Raw genomic sequence first — 21,061 nt, forward strand, 5'->3', positions numbered from 1 at the left:
TTTTATTTTAAAGTACTTTTTCTAATAATTCAATATATATTTTAATCCCTTCTTCAATCTCTTTCACGTAAATAAACTCGTCAGCGGAATGCGATCGTGTGCTATCTCCTGGTCCTAGTTTTAAAGACGGACAACTCAACACCGCTTGATCAGATAATGTTGGCGAACCATAAGTGCTTCTACCAATTTCTATTCCTGCAATTACCAATGGATGATCGATAGGAATGGACGACGAATTTAATTTTATGCTACGCGGAATAATACTATCACAAGGCGCTTCTTTCTGTAAAATATCGACAATGTCTTGGTTAGAATATTTATCGTTCACACGAACATCAACCACTAATTTCACATCTGCAGGAACCGCATTATGCTGCTTTCCTGCACTTATTTGCGTAATTGTCAACTTTACCTCTCCCAAAGCTTCCGAAGTTTTATCGAACGTGTAATTTTTAAACCATTCTAATACCGAAATTGTTTTATAAATCGCATTATCGTGATTTGGATGCGCAGCATGACTTGGCGTTCCTTTTACGATTACATCAAACACAACTAAGCCTTTTTCAGCAACAGCTAAATTCATTAAAGTTGGTTCTCCAACAATAGCGACATCCACTTTTGGAATGACGGACAACATACTATTTAACCCATTTTCTCCACTGCTCTCTTCTTCAGCGGAAGCAACAATAACCAGATTAAAATTTAGATTTTCTCTGCTATAGAAATAGGCAAACGTTGCTAACAAACTCACCAAACATCCTCCAGCATCATTACTTCCTAAACCATATAATCTACCATCTTCAACAATGGCTTTAAAAGGATCTTTTGTATAACCATTATTTGGCTTTACAGTATCATGATGCGAGTTTAATAATAGCGTTGGTTTGCTCTCGTCAAAATATTTATTGGTTGCCCAAACATTATGATTGGTTCTTTTAAAAGGAATATCCTGTTGCACAAACCATTGCTCAATATGCGCTGCTGTTGCCCCTTCTTCTGAAGAAAACGACTGCGTTTCTATCAATTGTTTTAATAAAGCAATTGCTCTTGTTGTTAATTTTTCTATCATTTTGAAATGGTTGTGTGTGTATTATTTTTATCGAAAAGCATGTCTGATTTACCAATACAAACTTTTTGCACTTGATTATTTACAGCATGAAAACAGTTATTTAATTTTGGCAGCATGCCTTCATAAATAATACCATTTTCAATCAACGGTTGATAGCTTTTGGCGTTTATGTTTTCGATAACAGAATCGTCATTATTTACATTTTCTAAAACTCCGTTTTTTTCGAAGCAATAATATAATTCCGCTCTATATATTGAAGCAAAACCTATTGCTAATTCGGAAGCAATCGTATCTGCATTGGTATTTAATAATTGCCCGTTTTTATCATGAGTAATCGCGCAAAATACAGGTGTAATTGCATTGTTTAAAAGAATTTCTAACGTTTCAGTATTTACCTTTTTGACGTCTCCAGCAAATCCATAATCGATAGGTTTTGATGGTCTTAAATCTGAAACTATTGTGTTTCCGTCTGCACCAGAAAAACCAATAGCATTACAATTGTTGGCTTGTAATTGTGCGACTATATTTTTATTGATTTTTCCAGCATACACCATTGTAATAATATCTAAAGTCATTTGATCGGTTACTCGTCTTCCGTCAATCATTTTAACCTCAACTTGCATTTGTTGTGCTAATTTGGTTGCTAATTTTCCACCACCATGCACTAGGATTTTAGGAACATCTATAGTCGCAAATGCTTTAAGGAATTGCTGTAAGGCGTCATCATCATCGATGATGTTTCCTCCAATTTTTATGATTTTTAGTGTTTTCATGCTTATTCTTCTTTTGATGTGATACTGAAATGAATTCAGTATGACTATGTAATCTGTTTCAATTAAAAGATTGCTTCAATCGTTCCTCATTCGCAATGGCGTTTACAATTCTTCCAAAATCTGCTTCAACACAATTTGTGCTGCAAAAGTCCTATTATTTGCTTGCTGAATAACCACTGATTGCTCGCCATCCAAAACCGCATCTTCCACAACCACATTACGTCTTACAGGTAAGCAATGCATAAATTTTGCATTACCTAACTTCGCTTTAGTCATCATCCAATTCTCGTCCTGACTGAGGACTTTTCCATAGTCTTTATAATTACTCCAGTTTTTCACATAGACAAAATCGGCATCTTTCAAAGCGTCTTCTTGACTGTGATTTATCGGTGTGTTTTTCGTAATTGCTTCGCTTAATTCATAACCTTCCGGATGTGTAATGGTTAAATCGACATCCATATTTTGCATCATTTCTACAAACGAATTCGCAACTGCTTGTGGCAATGCTTTTGGATGTGGCGCCCAAGACAAGACTACTTTTGGTTTCGCTTTTTTAGATAATTCAGTTATAGTAATAGCATCTGCTAATGCCTGTAAAGGATGAGCAGTTGCACTCTCCATATTTACAATTGGCACTGTTGCGTATTTTACAAAGCTGTTCATCACAAACTCACTTTCATCTTTTTGTTTATCCGTTAAACTTGGGAATGCTCTAACCGCAATCACATCTCCATATTGCGAAATCACTTGCGCAGCCTCTTTAATGTGTTCTGAGGTGTTTGCATTCATGATTGTTCCATCTTCAAATTCTAGGTTCCAGGCGTCATTTACGTTTAAAATCATCACATCCATTCCTAGGTTATTTGCTGCTTTTTCGGTACTTAATCGCGTTCGTAAACTGGAATTAAAAAACAGCATGACTAATGTTTTATGTTTTCCTAAATCTTCGAATTCAAAAGGATTATTTTTTAGTGAAATCGCGTCCTTTATAGTTTCTTGAAGATTTGATATGTCTTTTATTTCTGTATACTTTTTCATCTATTTATTATTCTCGTATCGCTGATTATATTTTAATTCCCACTGTTATGTGATTCTAAAACTAGTTCAGAATGACGTTGCTCAAGCTATCCCTGTAACTCACTTTTTAAAGCCTCAAAAAGCAAATCAACATGTTCTTTTTTGATGGTTAAAGGCGGAAGAATTCGTAATAAATTAGGATTCTTTGCACTTCCTGTAAATATCTTATGTTCAAAAATTAGCTTTTTACGTAGTTCAGCAATCGGAAAATCAAATTCCAATCCTAACATTAAACCACGTCCTTTTATGTTTTTAATTGCCGAAATTCCTTTTGCTTTTTCAATAAAATAAGCTGAGATATCTTTAGCATTTTGCATCAAATGCTCCTCTTCAATAACCTCTAAAACCGTCAAAGAAGCTACACATGCTAAATGATTTCCACCAAAAGTGGTTCCTAACAAACCAAAAGATGCTTTAATGTCTGGATGAATTAAAATCCCACCAATCGGAAACCCATTTCCCATACCTTTGGCAATCGAAATAATATCTGGAGTCACATTATATTTCTGAAACGCGAAGAAATCGCCAGTTCTTCCAAAACCAGATTGCACCTCATCTGCAATAAAACAGGTATTGTATTTTTTACATAATGCATCGACACCTTCGTAAAACGCTGCAGTACTTTCGTCTAAACCTCCAACACCCTGAATACACTCAATAATTACTGCACAAACATCGTTTTTAGCTAGTGCTTTTTCTACAGCTTCTAAGTCACCTAATTCTAGAATCTCAACCTCTTGTTGTGCATTAATTGGCGCAATAATCTTCGCGTTATCAGTTGCTGCAACTGCTGCTGATGTACGACCATGAAAGCCATTTTTAAAAGCAACCACTTTTTTCTTTCCGTTATGGAATGATGCTAATTTTAAAGCATTTTCATTGGCTTCTGCACCAGAATTACATAAAAATAATTCATAGTCTGTACAACCGGATAATTGCTCTAACTTGTCGGCTAATTGTACTTGTAATGGATTCTGAATCGAGTTGCTATAAAACCCTAATTTGGCGACTTGATCAGAAATGGCAGCCACATATTTTGGATGCGAATGTCCAATAGAAATCACCGCATGTCCACCATATAAATCTAAATATTTGGTATTGTTTTCATCAAAAACAAAGACATCTACAGCCTTTACAGGTGTGATATCGAATAAAGGATACACATTAAATAAACTCATATCTGCTCTTCTTTAATGTTACTAATCTTGTTAAACGAGGCAATCATACCTTGTATTAAAGAGGAACTCAATCCTTTGTGTTCCATCTCATTCAAACCTTCAATCGTACACCCTTTTGGAGTCGTTACACGATCTATTTCCTCTTCCGGATGATTCCCGTTGGTAATCAATAAACTCGCAGCACCTTCACTAGTATACATCGCTAATTCTTGTGCTTCTTTAGCATCAAACCCTAACTGAATAGCAGCTTGTGTTGTCGCTCTAATTAAACGCATCCAAAACGCAACACCACTTGCGCAAACCACAGTGGCTGCTTGCATTTGACTTTCCGGAATACTTAACGAATGTCCTAAACGGTTAAAAATAGCCTCAGCAATCTTAATACGTTTTGCACCTTGCACATTACTACACAAACACGTCATGGATTTACCAACTGCAATTGCTGTGTTTGGCATCGCACGAATGATAAATTTATCGGCACCAACTTGCGCTTCAATCTTAGGAATTAGAAAACCTGTAATGGTCGAAATCAAGACGTGCTTCTCTGTTAATTCCGGCTTAATGTCATTCAATATTTGCTCAAAATGCGCTGGTTGCACTGCAAAAATGATGATATCAGATTGCCTTACTGCTTCGGTATTATCCGTCGTTAAATGCACATTTTTATAACCATCAAATTCTTGAATGTCTTCCAAATTCCGTTTGGTTAAATACAAACTAGTAATGGCATTGTTGGTTATCAATCCTTTTGCGATGGACTTTCCTAAGTTTCCTGTTCCTATAATTGCTATTTTCATAATTTTATATTGTTTGGGCGTTACCACAAGGGTCGCGTCTTCCGTTATATCTTTTTTGCCTTGTTCTCGATACAAATTTGCTCATGCTTCACAAATTCACTCGAACTGACGTCAAAAAAGGATGCCACTTCAACCGCTAACGCAGCAGCTGTACTTTTAAAAATAAGTTGCTTTTAGTTTTAAACCTTCTGTTTCATCAAAACCAAACATTAAATTCATGTTTTGAACAGCTTGTCCCGAAGCTCCTTTTAGTAAATTATCAATAATGCTTGTCACCAATAATTTGTCTTCATGTTTATGCAAATGAAGAATACACTTATTGGTATTTACTACTTGTTTTAAATGAATCTCATCATCCGAAACCACAGTAAATGCAGCATCTTTATAAAATTCACTGTATAATGCTTTTGCGTCTTCCAAACTTCCTGAAAACTTAGTGTAAAGCGTAGCAAAAATTCCTCTAGAAAAATCACCGCGATTTGGCATAAAGTTGATGTCTGAATTAAAGTTAGATTGCAATAGTTTCACCGATTGATTAATCTCACCCAAATGTTGATGTGTAAAAGCTTTATAATGCGAAAAGTTATTATCTCGCCACGTAAAATGCGTGGTTGCAGATAATGATGTTCCTGCTCCTGTTGCTCCTGTAACTGCATTAACGTGTACATCATTCTGCAAAGCTTCGGCTTTAGCTAAAGGCAACAATGCTAACTGAATAGCAGATGCAAAACAACCTGGATTTGCAATGTAATTCGCTTTTTTAATCACTTCTTTATTTAACTCAGGCAAACCATAAACAAACGTTTTTCCTTCAAAAATGGCGTCTTTAGTTAATCTAAAATCATTACTTAAATCAATAATTTTAGTTTCAGTAGAAAATGAATTGTTCTCTAAAAATGCTTTAGAATTTCCGTGACCTAAACACAAAAACAACACGTCTACTTCTGAGTTAATTTCACTTGAAAATTCCAAATCTGTACTACCAATTAAATCTTGGTGCACTCTTGAGATTTTATTACCAGCATTAGAGGTACTGTAAATAAAATTGATGTTAGCTTTTGGATGATTTAACAACAATCTAATAAGTTCTCCAGCTGTATAACCTGCTCCTCCAATGATTCCTATTTCTAATTTTTTCATTACAACTTGTCTTTCAGACCTGTCAGGTTTTAAAAACCTAACAGGTCTCACTCAATTAATTATTTACTTGTTGATAGATTTTATTCTGATTACCTACAATTTTGATAAAGCCTTTAGCTTCTTCAGCCGTCCAACCTTTATTTTCTTCGCCATAACTTCCAAACTTCGCATTCATTAAATCATGCTTAGAGCTGATTCCGTCTACAGTAAAATGGTATGGTTTTAAGGTCACAAAAACATCTCCCGACACTTTGTCTTGGCTGCTTTGCAAAAAGGCTTCCATGTCACGCATTACAGGATCTAAATATTGCCCTTCATGCAAATGCATTCCGTAGAAATTTGACATATAATCTTTGTGCTGTAATTGCCATTTTGTTAGTGTATGCTTTTCTAATAAATGATGTGCTTTTATAATCACCAAAGCAGCTGATGCTTCAAAACCAACACGTCCTTTAATACCAACTATTGTATCTCCAACATGAATATCTCTACCAATTGCATACGCAGATGCCAGATTGTTTAACACTTCAATATTTACTTCTGATGCGTTTTCAATTCCGTTAACAGCAACCAATTCTCCTTTTAAAAAGGTTAATGTAACTTTCTCTTCTTCCGCATGTTTTAATTGCGAAGGATAAGCACTTTCTGGTAATGGTTTTTCTGATGTTAATGTTTCTTCTCCACCAACACTAGTCCCCCAAAGTCCTTTATTAACAGAATACTTTGCCTTTTCCCAAGAAGCTTCAATACCGTTTTCTTTTAAGTAATCAATTTCTTGTTGTCTGCTTAAACTTCCGTCTCTAATTGGCGTAATAATTTTAATATGTGGCGCTAACGTTTGAAAAATCATATCAAAACGGACTTGATCGTTTCCTGCTCCTGTACTTCCGTGTGCGATATATTCGGCATCAATACTTTTAGCATATTCGATAATTTCGATTGCCTGAATAATACGCTCTGCACTTACAGATAAAGGATAGGTGTTATTCTTCAAAACATTTCCGAAGATTAAATACTTAATCACTTTATCATAATACGAGGCAATTGCGTCAATGTTTTTATAAGTTGACACACCCATTTTATACGCATTAGCTTCGATGGTTTGAATTTCTTCATCAGAAAAGCCACCCGTATTTACACTTACTGCATGCACATCATATCCTGCTTTACTTAAACTTACTGCGCAATAGGATGTATCTAATCCACCACTATATGCTATTACTAATTTGCCTTTATTTTTCATTCTTTTCTTTTTTAAGGAACATGGATTGCTTAATATTTTTCAATCTGGTCCATACTTTTTTATCATGATTATTTACTGCTGGTTTTGTTGCTTCCTTTTTAGAAGGATCATACAACATGCCTGTACATAAGCACATTTTTTGCTCTGTTCTTGTTAAAACATCAAAATTTTTGCAGGTCTGACAGCCATTCCAAAAGGATTGATCGTCTGTTAATTCTGAAAACGTAACAGGTTTATAACCTAAATCACTATTCATCTTCATAACTGCTAAACCTGTAGTAATACTAAATACTTTAGCCTCCGGAAACTTGGTTCTAGAATGCTCGAATATTTTTTGTTTGATCTGTTTAGCTAAGCCAATGTTTCTAAAATCTGGATGTACAATTAATCCAGAATTGGCTACAAATTTGCCATGACCCCATTGTTCGATATAACAAAAGCCTGCAAATTTATCTCCCTCTAAAGCAATAACAGCATTACCATTTTCCATTTTGGTAATGATGTATTCAGGCTTGCGTTTTGCAATACCAGTTCCTCTAACTTGAGCAGCATCAGCAATAGTGTTACAAATAATATCTGCGTAAATACTATGCGATTTATCAGCAATAACAATTTCCATTGTAATTGAATTTTAAATTAAAAAATGTGATAATTTTTGTTTTTGAAAGCAGAACCGGACTCACCTTAGTTCTATAAATAGAAGTTCACCCTAAGGGCGACGACGGAAAATTGGACGTAGGGTTATCCTGTTATTATTTCTAATAACTGTATTTAAAAAAGGAAATATTTGTGTTGAATTGTTCACTGTCTGAAAAAAAATAAAAACTATTAACTAAAAGCTTGAAGTATGCGTATTAGCGACGTCGTCTGCGTAATAGCAAACTTGTGGGTCTTTCGTTTTTATTTAGTGTTGTAAACATGGTACAAACGTATAATTTAATTTGATACAAAAGTTGATTTTGTGTCATTTTTGATGAATTTTTACGAATTTGAAAGTATTTAAGGTCATAATTATCAAAATCACACTAAAAACTGAAATAAATCAGGCTTATCATTTAGATAATCTCCATAAAAATTATGACGCTTCATTTTAGTAATTAATGGCTCTAAATCGTTTGGTGATTTTAACTCAATTCCAACCACAGCAACATCGTTTTCACGGTTTGCTTTTTTAGTGTATTCAAAATGAGTAATATCATCTGTATCACCTAAAATATCAACAACAAAATCTCTTAATGCTCCTGAACGCTGAGGAAACTTAACAATAAAATAGTGCTTTAAATCGGCATGTAATAGCGCACGTTCTTTAATTTCTGCCGTACGCGTGATATCATTATTACTTCCGCTTATAACACAAACTACATTTTTACCTTTAATTTCTTCTTTAAAATACTCTAAAGCAGATAAACTTAAAACTCCTGCAGGCTCTGCTACAATCGCTTCTTTATTGTATAAATCTAAAATGGTTTGGCAAATCTTACCTTCATCTACAGTAACCACACGATGTAAAGTCTCTTTACAAATGGCGAAATTTAAATCACCAACACGCTTAACCGCAGCACCATCTACAAAACTATCAATCTCTTCTAACTCGGTGTTTTTATTATTTCTTATTGACGTTAACATCGAAGGTGCGCCTTTTGGCTCTACACCTATAATTTTTGTCTGTGGCGATAACAACTTAAAAACAGAGGATAAACCTGAAGACAAACCTCCACCACCAATAGGTACAAAAACGTAATCTATTGGGTGAAACTCCGTTTGATCTATAATCTCTAAACCAACTGTTGCTTGACCCTCAATAACTTTTTTATCATTAAATGGATGAATAAACGCTTTGTTTAAAAGCTCGCAATCTTCCATTGCTGCATGATAAGCATCATCAAACGTATCACCTACTAAAACTACCTCTATATAATCTTCTCCAAACATTTTAACCTGTTCCACCTTTTGATTTGGTGTTGGAGAAGGCATAAAAATGGTGCCTTTTATTTTTAACAATTTACAAGATAAGGCCACTCCTTGTGCATGGTTTCCAGCACTTGCACATACAATTCCTTTTTTAGCTTCAGCTTCAGTCAAAGATGACATTTTATTGTAAGCACCTCTAATTTTATAGGAACGTACTTGCTGTAAGTCTTCCCGTTTAAACATGATGTTTGCTTCAAATTGCTTTGAATATCGCATGTTTGAAATTAAAGGAGTTACAGTTGCAACTCCTCTTAATTTTTCGGCAGCAGCCTCAACAGCTTCTATAGTAGGCCTGTATGTTGTTTTGGTTTCTTCCATGTTTATTTCCCACGACAGTGGAAATATTTTTGTTTTACAAATGAAACACTTCGACTGCGCTCAGTGTGACAAGCTAATTAGTTATTATGCTAAAACTGATGCTTCTGTTTTAACATCTGATTTTATAATCTTCATTGCTGTCATCGCAGCTCTTAATCGTTTTCCGACTGCTTCGATTGGATGATTTCTAATCGCATCGTTTACTGCTATTAATTCGATATTATCAACTCCTGTTGTTACAGAAAATGATTTGCCAATTATGTCTGTTTTAACCGTTTTCATAAAATCAGTTAATAACGGTTTACAAGCATGGTCAAATAAATAACAACCATATTCTGCAGTATCCGAAATAACTCTGTTCATTTCAAATAATTTTTTTCTAGCAATTGTATTCGCTATTAATGGCAACTCATGAAGCGACTCGTAATACGCAGAATCTTCAATAATCCCCGCACTTACCATCGTTTCGTAAGCTAATTCTACACCAGATTTCACAAATGCTACTAATAACGTCCCGTGATCAAAATACTCTTGCTCAGAAATGTGATCTGATGTTAATGCTGTTTTCTCAAAAGCAGTTTCGCCTGTTGCAGCTCTCCATTTTAAAAGATTTACATCATCATTTGCCCAATCTTCCATCATTGTTTCTGAGAAATGACCAGAGATAATATCATCCATATGCTTTTCAAACAAAGGACGCATGATATCTTTTAATTCTTCAGATAATTGGTATGCTTTTACTTTTGCTGGATTAGATAAACGGTCCATCATGTTTGTAATTCCACCATGTTTTAACGCTTCAGTAATTGTTTCCCAACCAAACTGGATTAATTTTCCAGCATAACCAGGTTCAATACCTTCTGCAACCATTTTATCGAATGACAAAATTGCTCCTGTTTGAAGTAAACCACATAAAATGGTTTGCTCTCCCATTAAATCACTTTTTACCTCAGCAACAAAAGACGATTCTAACACACCTGCACGATGCCCTCCAGTAGCAGCAGCATAAGCTTTTGCCTGAGCCCAACCTTTATTTTCTGGATCGTTTTCTGGATGTACAGCAATTAATGTTGGCACACCAAACCCCCGTTTATATTCTTCTCTAACTTCTGTTCCTGGACACTTTGGAGCAACCATAATAACAGTAATATCCTCTCTTACCTGAGTCCCTTCTTCAACAATATTAAATCCGTGAGAATAACTTAATGTCGCGCCTTTTTTCATTAAAGGCATTATCGCTTTTACTACGTTTGTATGTTGCTTATCTGGTGTTAAATTCAATACTAAATCTGCAGTAGGAATTAACTCGTCATAAGTCCCAACAGTAAATCCGTTAGAATTTGCGTTTTTAAAAGACTCGCGTTGCTCATCAATTGCAACCTGTCTTAATGTGTACGAAATATCCAAACCAGAATCTCTCATGTTTAAACCTTGGTTTAAACCTTGTGCACCGCAACCAACAATTACAATTTTTTTCCCTTTTAATGCATTTACACCATCTTCAAACTCTGAAGCATCCATGAATCTACATTTACCTAATTGATCTAATTGATTTCTTAATGATAATGTGTTAAAATAATTTGACATTGTCTTGTTTTTTTTAATGTTGGAATGCTTCTAGCATTGTTGATATTTTCATTTCTTCTTTAGATACTGCAATACGTCCTGAACGTGTAAATTGCATGATTCCAAAAGCACTTAACTCTCTATGTAGTAATTCGATTTCTTCTTTACGTCCTGATTTTTCAATCACAAAAAAATCACGATTTACCGTTACAATTCTTGCATTGCTTTCTTTGATTATATTCTGAATTGAACGCTCGTCAAATAACAAAGCTGATCTCATTTTAAAGATGCAAGACTCTTGGTAAATAATCTCATCTTCTGTATGATAATAGGCTTTTATAACCTCGACTTGCTTTTCTATCTGACCAATAATTTTCTTGATATTATCTTCGGACATATTTACTACTATAGTAAATCTAGACACGCCCTCAATTTCTGAAGGAGACGTGTTTAAGCTCTCTATATTAATATGTCTTCTTTGGAATATTGCTGAAATCCTATTCAACAACCCTATATTGTTTTCAGTATAAACAGATACTGTATATAATTGTTTTTCTGTGCTCATATTACTCTAATCTTACGTCTGAAACTGATGCTCCTGTTGGTATCATTGGGAATACATTTCCTTCTTTTTCTACACAAACTTCTAAAAAATAAGGCCCATCGGTGCTTATCATTTTAGCAACTGCGTCCCTTAAATCTTCTCGTTTTGTTACTTTCTCTGCTGGTATAGAATAACCTTTAGCAATAGCAACAAAGTCTGGATTTGTCATTTCGGTTGAAGCATAACGTTTATCAAAAAACAGTTGTTGCCACTGTCTAACCATACCTAAAAACTCATTATTTAAAACCACTATTTTAACACCTGCTTTTTGCTGAAAAATGGTGCCTAATTCTTGAATGGTCATTTGATAACCTCCATCTCCTGAGATTGAAATTACCTCACGATCCGGAGCTGCCATTTTTGCTCCAATTGCAGCAGGTAAGCCAAAGCCCATTGTCCCTAAGCCTCCGGACGTAATGTTACTTCTGGTTTTGTTGAAATTAGCATATCTACAAGCAATCATTTGATGCTGACCAACGTCTGTCACAATGGCTGCATCACCTTTAGTTTGACTATTAATTTCTTTTAACACCTCTGCCATCGTCAATCCTTCCTTTGTAGGATATAAGTCATGTTTTATTACTTTTTCATATTCAATAGCATATAAATCTTTGAATTTTTGATGCCATTCTGGATATGTTTTTTCTTCTAAAAGCGGTAATAAGGCAGCTAAACTTTCTTTAGAATCACCTAAAACAGCTACTTCTGTTTTTACATTTTTATCAATTTCGGCTGGATCAATTTCAAAATGAATCACTTTTGCCTGTTTAGCATACGTAGATAAACTTCCGGTTACACGATCGTCAAATCGCATTCCGATTGCAATTAATACATCACAGTCGTTAGTTAATACATTTGGCGCATAATTACCGTGCATACCAACCATACCAATATTTAAAGGATGAGCGGTTGGTATTGCTCCTGCGCCTAAAATAGTCCAAGCCGAAGGGATTCCTGCTTTTTCCACGACTGCCTTAAATTCGGCTTCAGCCTGACCTAAAGACACGCCTTGCCCCCAAACAATCATTGGCTTTTTTGCTGAATTAATAAGTTTTGCAGCAGCTTCAACTGAAGCTATATTTAATTCTGGAACAGGAATATAACTCCTGACACCTTTACATTTTTCGTATTTAAAATCGAATTCTTCAAACTGAGCATCCTTTGTAATATCTATCAAAACGGGTCCTGGGCGTCCACTTTTAGCAATATAAAAGGCTTTAGCCATTGCTTCTGGAATCTGAGAGGCTTTGGTAACCTGACAATTCCATTTTGTAACTGGAGTAGATATACCCACGATATCCGTCTCCTGAAACGCATCACTACCTAATAAATGCGAAGCTACTTGACCGGTAATACAGACCATTGGTGTGCTATCTATTTGTGCATCTGCGATACCTGTAATTAAGTTTGTAGCTCCTGGCCCCGACGTTGCAATTGCAACACCAACTTTACCAGAAATACGTGCATAACCTTGTGCCGAATGTGTTGCACCTTGCTCATGTCGTGTTAATACATGATGAATTTTGTCCTGGTACTTATAAAGCTCGTCGTAAACAGGCATGATTGCTCCTCCAGGATAACCGTAAAGGATATCAACTCCTTCGGCTAACAAACATCTGATAACTGCTTCACTACCAGAAATACGCTCTGTAGTTTGCGTTGTGTTTGTTTCTTTTTTTATTGTTTTTGTATCCATATTATTCTATTTTGGATAATTAGTTTTTGTTTAAAACTCGTCAGTTACACAACCCTTTGAGGCAGATGATACGGTTTTAGCATATTTATACAATACACCACGTTTAAACTTTAAATCTGGTGCTTTCCATGATTGCCTTCTTTTTTGTAATTCTTCTTCTGAAACTTCCAAAACAATACTATTTGTTTCTGCATCGATAGTAATCATATCGCCATCTTTTACAAAAGCGATAGTTCCACCTTCTTGTGCTTCAGGAGTAATATGTCCAACAACAAAACCATGTGTCCCTCCAGAAAAACGTCCATCTGTAATTAGTGCGACATCTTTACCCAAACCTGCTCCCATAATTGCAGCAGTTGGTTTTAACATTTCTGGCATTCCTGGACCTCCTTTTGGACCTTCATATCTTATGACGACAACATCTCCTTTTTCTACTAATCCATCTCTTATCCCATCATTTGCAGCATATTCGCCTTCAAATACTTTTGCTTTTCCGATAAAGCTCAACCCTTCTTTTCCTGTGATTTTAGCAACACTTCCTTCCGTTGCTAGATTACCATAAAGCATACGTAAATGTCCAGAGATTTTAATAGGTTTTTCGATTGGTTTTATAACGTCTTGACCTTCTTTTAAGTCAGCAACATCTAATAAGTTTTCTGCAATTGTTTTTCCTGTAACGGTTAAACAATCTCCATGAATTAAACCTTTCTTTAAAAGGTATTTTAATACTGCAGGAATTCCACCAACAGCGTGTACATCTTCCATTAAGTATTTTCCGCTAGGTTTTAAGTCTGCTAAAAATGGTGTAGTATCGCTTATTTTTTGAAAATCTTTTAAAGTGAAATCAATATCTGCTGCTCTTGCAATTGCTAAAAAGTGAAGTACTGCATTTGTAGAACCTCCTAAAATAGTAACTAATCTAACCGCGTTTTCAAGAGATTTACGAGTAATAATATCTGATGGCTTGATGTCTTTTTCTAACAACACACGCATCGCCTCTCCTGCTTTTACAGATTCGGCTTTTTTAGCATCACTTAATGCTGGGTTAGACGAGTTAAAAGGCAAGGTCATCCCTAAAGCTTCAATAGCCGAAGCCATTGTGTTTGCAGTGTACATCCCACCACAAGCTCCTGCTCCAGGACACGCTTTTTCAACAATGCTTTGGTATTCCGTCTCTTCCATAGTTCCGGCAACTTTGCTTCCCCAAGCTTCAAAAGCAGAGACGACATCTAGTTTTTGCCCGTTATGACAACCAGAATCTATTGTACCACCGTATACTAAAACACTTGGGCGATTTAATCTAATCATTGCAATTAATGCACCTGGCATATTCTTATCACAACCTACTACCGTAATTAAACCATCATAACTCATGGCTTGTACTACAGTTTCCATAGAATCTGCAATAATATCTCGAGATGGTAATGAGTAGCGCATACCTGGTGTCCCCATAGAAATACCGTCACTAACACCAATAGTATTAAAAATAAGACCAATAATGTCTTCGTTTTTAGTCCCTTCTTTTGTCAATTTTGCTAAATCATTTAAATGCATATTACAAGGATTACCTTCGTAACCTGTGCTTGCGATACCAATGATTGGCTTAAAAAAATCTTCTTTAGTTAATCCAATAGCGTGCAACATAGCTTGAGCAGCTGGCTGCGTTGGATCTTGAGTGACTGTTTTACTGTATTTGTTTAATTCCATTTATGGTCTACTTCTATTTAAATAATAATCTAAAGTAGAGGTTTGACCTTTTATAGCTAGTCTGTTTTTAAAATACAGACTAAATTCAGGCTACAAAATAACAACCTAAATAGCTGGTAATCAATATTTTAAACAGTATTTATTATGACACCCAAGATGTTTAATTTTATTTAATTTCAATAAAAAAGTATTTATAGATCTTAAAGACAATAAAAAAATGAATTAATTGCTTAATAAAACCTTTTTTTCGAGCGCTACAGTTAATTGCTTTGTATCCCTTTGTATGACAAGTTTAACCTTGTCAGGACGATTAGTACTTAGAATCTCACACCATTTTTGATCCGTCACTTTTGTAAAATCTATATCGTTTACACTTAAAATTTCATCATTAATTTTAAGACCTTTTTCTTCCGCTTCTGAATTTTCAGAAATTGAACTGATAAAAATGGATTCATTTTCAAGTCTAATTCCGTAACCATGACCACTAAATATAATTTGGTCATCTGCTGCCTTATTTTCAATAAACCATGCTTTACGATCTTTCCAACTTAAAACCACTCTGTAATTTTTTAAAAATCCTGCACCGATAGTCCTTGATCCAAATTGCCCAAAAGACATCAGGGTACTTGGTGCCTCAAAATCACCTGTTTTAAAATTATCAACAATTGCTTTATAAGTAGTTGACGTTTTTATATCTCCGTATACTCCCGCTACAGTACTTCCGCCATTAGATTTGACATATTTAATATCAGCATTTTCTTCTCTTAGTTTTTTAAAATCGTACGAAAAAAGAGAAATACCACCACCATAACCATAGTCTATCATAGTACTATATAATTTTTCGTTACCTAAATAAGCTGTTATTGCAGGGGTTCCATCGTAACCAATAAAGATTTTAGTGTAAGGTGTACCTTCTGGAATACTAATAGCATCAATAGTATTTGTAAATGTAATTTCGTGCTTTGCCATATCTACTTCCCAAACAGCATTCCGCATAAAGTTAGCACCTAAAAAGCCATCTATTCCTGTGCACTTAAAATCTTTTACTGCTTCAATATCAAGTACAGCTGCTCCGGTATCAAAAAAATTAATTCCATTTAAATTTATAGTATCCATTTTAACAAAATTTAAATTTTTAGAGGTGTTTCCTAAATCATAAACCTCTTCTTTACCTACAATCTCTAAGTTTAATTCTTCTACCATTCTAGGTGAAATTGCAGTAACTGCTCCAGTATCAAATAATAAACGGTACGTTTTACCTTTAATTAACACCTTAACAAAAATAGCATTACCGTAAGGCTCATATTTAAATGTTGATTTAAACACTTTATCTTCAATACTACCTTTTTTTAGTAGCTTTTTAACATTCTGAGAGGTACATAAAAAAGAAGATAGAAGCACTATAAACAAAACAAAAACGGACTGGATACTTTTAAGATACATATGCTAACTAGTATTTATTTTTAATTGAATATTAATAAAATCACCTGACTTGTAATCAATTAGAGTAATTGTTTGGTATGTAAAACAAAACATTAAAAATGGATCGAAGAAACCCTTTAACATATATAAAACAAAAAAACCGATTCAAATTAATGAATCGGTTTTGATGGTGGTCCCACCTGGGCTCGAACCAGGGACTTTCTGATTATGAGTCAGATACTCTAACCAGCTGAGTTATAGGACCCGAAATCGGATTGCAATATTACTACTTATTTTAAAGTCTTGCAAACCTTTTTTTAATTAGTTGTCCTCTTGGCACAACTCTATTAATACACCGTTTGATGATTTTGGATGTAAAAAAGCGACTAACTTATTGTCTGCGCCCTTTTTAGGTGTTTCATTTAAGACAATAAAACCTTCAGATTTTAATCTCAAAATTTCTGCTTTTATATCATCTACAGCAAAAGCAATGTGATGTATACCTTCACCTTTTTTCTCTAAAAACTTTGCAATTGGGCTATCTGACTTTGTTGCTTCTAATAACTCTATCTTATTGGGTCCAACTTCAAAAAAAGAGGTATTAACCCCTTCACTTTCTACCGTTTCAATTTTATAGTGTGGCTTGCCAAAAAGTTTCGCGAAAAGCGCATTAGATTCCTGTAAATTTTTGACTGCTATACCAATATGTTCTATTTTTTCCATTAATTATATAATTTAGGGTATAATAATTGCTTAATTATGGCTTAAAAGTAATATATTATTGTAATAACAACTATTTTTGCAACATGGAAGAAAGTCAAAGACAAAAAAAAATAGCCTCGGTTTTACAACGTGATTTAGTAGATATCCTTCAAGGCGCTGCTACACAAGGTGGAATGCGTGGTATAATTATATCTGTATCTAAGGTTAGAGTAACTGCAGATTTAACAGACGCTAAGGTTTATTTAAGCATATTCCCTAATGATAAAGCTAAAGAGCTTTTAGAGGGAATTAGAGCTAACAAACCTATGATTAGACATGAATTGGCACAACGTACCAAAAACCAATTACGCAGAATGCCTGTATTAGAGTTTTACGTTGACGACAGTTTAGAGCATATCGATAAAATTGAAAAATCTTTAAAAGGGGATGAAAATCCAATACAAAACCCAGATTTATTAGATAAACGTAGCAAAGGTTAATTGAATTTTTCTTTATACATAGCAAAACGCTACATACGCAGTAAAAGCAGTAATAATGCCATTAACTTTATTACAATAATAGCTATTGTAGGTATTGTTTTAGGTGCTGCATCATTGTTTATTGTATTGTCGGGTTTTGCTGGTTTACGTGATTTTACATTAGAATTTACCAGCATTATCGACCCCGATTTAAAAGTCGAAACCACCATAGGTAAATCTTTTACTTTAAACGATAATCAAGACAAACAACTACACGCTATTGATGGCGTAGTTAGCTTTTCTAGAATAATAGAAGAACGTGTTATTGCCTCTTCAGAGGGTAACAATCATCCCGCTTACATCAAAGGTGTAGATGAAAACTACAACAAAATAACAGCCATAGACTCCATAATTCCTTATGGTACGTGGCTGTATCAAGACACCCCACAAATTGTTCTTGGTTCGGCAATATCCAATCGGTTATCAGCTTTTGTAAACGATTACGGAAAAACCATTACCCTATCCGTACCAAAACCAGGAAAAGGTCAAATAAGCTCGCAAAGTCAAGCCTTAAATCAGGTTAATACCATTAACGTTGGTATTTATGATATTAACGAAGAGCTAAACAATAAATACATTTTTGCATCTATCGCCACTGCTCGTCAATTATTAAATTACCAACCAAACCAAATTACCAGTCTAGAGTTTAAATTGACTGACAATGCTAACCAAGAAACAGTTATAACCAACATTAAACGCATTTTAGGTAAAAACATTATTATAAAAAATAAGGACCAACTAAACGATGCGATATACAAAATGCTAAATACAGAGAATTTAGCAGTCTATTTAATTTTTACATTAGTACTTATAATTGCCTTATTTAACGTCATAGGTTCTATTATAATGATGATTTTAGACAAAAAGAAAACCTTAAGCACCCTATACAATATAGGAGCAACAGTAAAAGACATAAGGAACATCTTTTTTTATCAAGGCATTTTAATGACTATTATTGGTGGGTTTTTAGGATTAGCAATAGGCTACATAGTTGTTCAATTACAAGCTAGTTTTGACTTAATAATGATTACACCAAGCTTACCTTATCCAGTTGCAATACACTTTAAAAACTTTGTAATAGTTATGCTTACTATTTCAGTTTTAGGGATAATAGCTTCAAAAATAGCAGCCTCACGTATTACACGTGATTTAGTAAAAACTAATTAAAATTGGGGCAAGTTGCCTTAACAGGCAAACAGGCTCGCGCAACTCGCTCTCTTCGAGGAGCTCAGACAAATTGCTTCATCCTTCTTGCGCTTACTGTTATATATAGTTGGCGCTTTGCTTAACAAAGTATTAGCCTGGTTATTCTGTAAATTGAAAATCTGCAAACAATTCTAAAACCTCATCAAAAGCAGCAAATACATCTACAGATGCATCACTAGTAACCATTTTCATTCGGTGTTCTTTAAAATGCGGAATCCCTTTAAAGTAATTTGTATAATGACGTCTGGTTTCAAAAACACCAAGTGTTTCTCCTTTCCAGTCAATAGACATTTGTAAGTGTCTGCGTGCAGCATCCACACGCTCTTGCATAGTAATTGGTCTGTAATGTTCTCCGGTTTCAAAAAAGTGTTTTACTTGTTTAAAAAACCATGGATTACCAATAGTTGCACGACCAATCATACAGCCATCTAAACCATATTGATCACGCATTTCCATTGCACGTTCTGGAGTAGTCACATCTCCATTTCCAAAAACAGGAATATGCATACGTGGGTTATCTTTTACCTGTGCAATTGGTTTCCAATCCGCATCACCTTTATACATTTGCGCTCTGGTACGACCATGTATTGCTATAGCTTTACAACCTACATCTTGAAGTCGTTCTGCTACCTCAACAATTCTAATAGAATCGTGATCCCAACCTAAACGTGTTTTTACAGTTATAGGGATATTGGTACGTTTAACCATCTCTGCAGTTAGTTGCTCCATTAAACAGATGTCTTTTAAGATTCCTGCTCCTGCACCTTTACTAACTACTTTTTTAACAGGACATCCAAAATTAATATCAATAATATCTGGTTTTGACTCTGCTACAATATCAATGGTTTGTAACATACTATCCAAATTAGCTCCAAAGATTTGGATACCAACGGGACGTTCTTTTTCGTAAATATCTAATTTCATAACGCTTTTTGCTGCGTTACGTATTAAACCTTCGCTACTTACAAACTCTGTATACACCACATCTGCACCTTGCTCTTTACACAACGCTCTAAATGGTGGATCTGACACATCTTCCATTGGTGCTAACAACAACGGGAAGTCTGGAAGTTCTATATTACCTATTTTTACCACGATACAATTTTGGTGCAAAATTAGTGTTTTTTAGGTAATTGTGTATATTTAACTAATAATCTATCATTATTTGGACCTACCCTTCAACACTGAGCTTTTTGGCGTTAACATAAATATTCACCTTATATTAGAATATCTCGCCTTTTTTATAGCGTATAGATATTATGTGTTTTTAAGAAAACGCAATACAGATGTTATTAACACCAATAACCGACTCTCTATTATTTTAGGTGCAGCTTTAGGTGCTTTAGTTGGCTCAAGATTGGTTGGGTTTTTAGAAAATCCTTTAATTGAATTTACATTAAATAATGCCATTACATTACTAAACACAAAAACCATAATGGGTGGTTTATTTGGCGGTTTACTTGGTGTGGAATTGGCAAAGAAAATAATTAGCGAAAAGCACTCGTCTGGAGATTTATTTGTCTTCCCTATAATTTTAGGAATTTTTATTGGTCGTATTGGTTGTTTCTTATCTGGTATTAACGAGTTTACTTATGGTAAGGTCACTACTTCTGCTTTTGGAATGGACTTAGGTGATGGCTTACTGCGACATCCCACCTCTTTATATGAGCTGTTTTTTTTAATCTTTTTATTTATAGCTTTAAAAACTGTAAACAATAGATTACAGTTAAAAAACGGAGATTTGTTTAAGATTTTTATGCTCAGTTATTTTGGCTTTAGGTTTTGTATCGAGTTTTTAAAACCTAATGTGTTTTATACTTTTGGTTTAAGTAGTATCCAAATATTATGTGTAATTTGTTGGTTGTATTACAGCAAATTTATTGCTAGTCTTTTACTTGGCAAGCACGCGCGTTAGCGATAGAAACGGTATCCTTTTTTGCGTCAGTTTGAGTGTTTTGTGAAGCATGAGCAAAATGTATCGAGAACAAGTAAAAAAGATTTAGTGAATAGCGCGACCCTTGTGGTAACGCCAAAATAACATAAATTACAGAAA

Annotated in this window: 19 protein-coding genes and 1 tRNA gene; 3 read left to right on the plus strand and 17 right to left on the minus strand. The window is 34.6% G+C overall.

Translation table 11 applies throughout. The features are described from left to right. Positions 1 to 7: 7 nt before the first annotated feature. The 16 genes from V6251_RS13705 to mce form a co-directional block, all read right to left on the minus strand. The gene (locus tag V6251_RS13705; RefSeq protein WP_341588743.1) at positions 8 to 1,069 is read right to left on the minus strand and encodes a M20 family metallo-hydrolase; all 1,062 of its coding nucleotides are present in this window, start codon (positions 1,067 to 1,069) and stop codon (positions 8 to 10) included. Continuing rightward, positions 1,066 to 1,842 (minus strand): acetylglutamate kinase, encoded by a 777-nt coding sequence (gene argB, locus V6251_RS13710; RefSeq protein WP_341588745.1) that lies wholly within the window; start codon positions 1,840 to 1,842, stop codon positions 1,066 to 1,068. Before argB ends, V6251_RS13705 begins: the two co-directional genes overlap by 4 nt. Positions 1,843 to 1,944: 102 nt before the next feature. Beyond that, the gene (locus V6251_RS13715) at positions 1,945 to 2,880 is read right to left on the minus strand and encodes an N-acetylornithine carbamoyltransferase (RefSeq protein ID WP_341588746.1); all 936 of its coding nucleotides are present in this window, start codon (positions 2,878 to 2,880) and stop codon (positions 1,945 to 1,947) included. A gap of 86 nt (positions 2,881 to 2,966) precedes the next feature. Next, positions 2,967 to 4,097 carry an aspartate aminotransferase family protein gene (locus V6251_RS13720; protein WP_341588748.1) on the minus strand — a complete coding sequence of 377 codons (1,131 nt, stop codon included), beginning with the start codon at positions 4,095 to 4,097 and terminating at the stop codon, positions 2,967 to 2,969. After that, the gene (gene proC, locus V6251_RS13725; protein WP_028282578.1) at positions 4,094 to 4,894 is read right to left on the minus strand and encodes a pyrroline-5-carboxylate reductase; all 801 of its coding nucleotides are present in this window, start codon (positions 4,892 to 4,894) and stop codon (positions 4,094 to 4,096) included. Before proC ends, V6251_RS13720 begins: the two co-directional genes overlap by 4 nt. A gap of 156 nt (positions 4,895 to 5,050) precedes the next feature. Beyond that, positions 5,051 to 6,034 carry an N-acetyl-gamma-glutamyl-phosphate reductase gene (gene argC / locus V6251_RS13730; RefSeq protein ID WP_341588752.1) on the minus strand — a complete coding sequence of 328 codons (984 nt, stop codon included), beginning with the start codon at positions 6,032 to 6,034 and terminating at the stop codon, positions 5,051 to 5,053. A gap of 55 nt (positions 6,035 to 6,089) precedes the next feature. Continuing rightward, positions 6,090 to 7,277 (minus strand): argininosuccinate synthase, encoded by a 1,188-nt coding sequence (locus tag V6251_RS13735; protein ID WP_341588754.1) that lies wholly within the window; start codon positions 7,275 to 7,277, stop codon positions 6,090 to 6,092. Further along, positions 7,267 to 7,896 (minus strand): GNAT family N-acetyltransferase, encoded by a 630-nt coding sequence (locus tag V6251_RS13740; RefSeq protein WP_282070281.1) that lies wholly within the window; start codon positions 7,894 to 7,896, stop codon positions 7,267 to 7,269. The genes V6251_RS13735 and V6251_RS13740 overlap by 11 nt, the downstream gene beginning before the upstream one ends. A gap of 401 nt (positions 7,897 to 8,297) precedes the next feature. Next, positions 8,298 to 9,566, minus strand: coding sequence for a threonine ammonia-lyase IlvA (gene ilvA, locus V6251_RS13745; protein WP_341588762.1), 1,269 nt, complete (start codon positions 9,564 to 9,566; stop codon positions 8,298 to 8,300). Between the two features lie 84 nt (positions 9,567 to 9,650). Further along, positions 9,651 to 11,153 carry a ketol-acid reductoisomerase gene (ilvC, locus tag V6251_RS13750; protein ID WP_101202229.1) on the minus strand — a complete coding sequence of 501 codons (1,503 nt, stop codon included), beginning with the start codon at positions 11,151 to 11,153 and terminating at the stop codon, positions 9,651 to 9,653. Positions 11,154 to 11,166: 13 nt separating this feature from the next. Further along, on the minus strand, positions 11,167 to 11,697 hold the full coding sequence (gene ilvN, locus V6251_RS13755) for an acetolactate synthase small subunit (protein ID WP_090837020.1): 531 nt from the start codon (positions 11,695 to 11,697) through the stop codon (positions 11,167 to 11,169). Between the two features lies 1 nt (position 11,698). Then, entirely contained in the window at positions 11,699 to 13,432 is a 1,734-nt protein-coding gene (ilvB, locus tag V6251_RS13760) for a biosynthetic-type acetolactate synthase large subunit (protein WP_341588766.1), read from the minus strand. Between the two features lie 30 nt (positions 13,433 to 13,462). Beyond that, complete coding sequence (gene ilvD, locus V6251_RS13765; RefSeq protein WP_341588767.1) at positions 13,463 to 15,139, minus strand: dihydroxy-acid dehydratase; 1,677 nt, start codon at positions 15,137 to 15,139, stop codon at positions 13,463 to 13,465. A 222-nt stretch (positions 15,140 to 15,361) separates the two neighbouring features. Next, entirely contained in the window at positions 15,362 to 16,582 is a 1,221-nt protein-coding gene (locus V6251_RS13770) for an aspartyl protease family protein (protein WP_341588768.1), read from the minus strand. A gap of 167 nt (positions 16,583 to 16,749) precedes the next feature. Next, positions 16,750 to 16,826 (minus strand) — tRNA-Ile (locus tag V6251_RS13775). A gap of 56 nt (positions 16,827 to 16,882) precedes the next feature. Next, positions 16,883 to 17,284, minus strand: coding sequence for a methylmalonyl-CoA epimerase (gene mce, locus V6251_RS13780; RefSeq protein ID WP_341588769.1), 402 nt, complete (start codon positions 17,282 to 17,284; stop codon positions 16,883 to 16,885). Between the two features lie 83 nt (positions 17,285 to 17,367). Between mce and rbfA the strand changes: the two genes are divergently transcribed. Both rbfA and V6251_RS13790 read left to right on the plus strand, forming a co-directional pair. After that, positions 17,368 to 17,763 (plus strand): 30S ribosome-binding factor RbfA, encoded by a 396-nt coding sequence (rbfA, locus tag V6251_RS13785; RefSeq protein WP_145005110.1) that lies wholly within the window; start codon positions 17,368 to 17,370, stop codon positions 17,761 to 17,763. After that, complete coding sequence (locus V6251_RS13790) at positions 17,764 to 18,969, plus strand: ABC transporter permease (protein WP_341588770.1); 1,206 nt, start codon at positions 17,764 to 17,766, stop codon at positions 18,967 to 18,969. Positions 18,970 to 19,107: 138 nt separating this feature from the next. Here V6251_RS13790 and dusB read toward each other — a convergent pair whose 3' ends face one another. Continuing rightward, the gene (gene dusB, locus V6251_RS13795) at positions 19,108 to 20,103 is read right to left on the minus strand and encodes a tRNA dihydrouridine synthase DusB (RefSeq protein WP_341588771.1); all 996 of its coding nucleotides are present in this window, start codon (positions 20,101 to 20,103) and stop codon (positions 19,108 to 19,110) included. 70 nt (positions 20,104 to 20,173) lie between these two features. On the opposite strand from dusB, the gene V6251_RS13800 reads away from it, so the two are divergent. Beyond that, positions 20,174 to 20,923: a prolipoprotein diacylglyceryl transferase gene (locus V6251_RS13800; RefSeq protein WP_341588772.1), complete on the plus strand. Its 750-nt coding sequence runs from the start codon at positions 20,174 to 20,176 to the stop codon at positions 20,921 to 20,923. The last annotated feature ends 138 nt before the right edge of the window (positions 20,924 to 21,061 follow it).

Origin of the sequence: Olleya sp. Ti.3.14 (genome assembly GCF_038154885.1) — a bacterium.
Classification (GTDB): domain Bacteria; phylum Bacteroidota; class Bacteroidia; order Flavobacteriales; family Flavobacteriaceae; genus Olleya.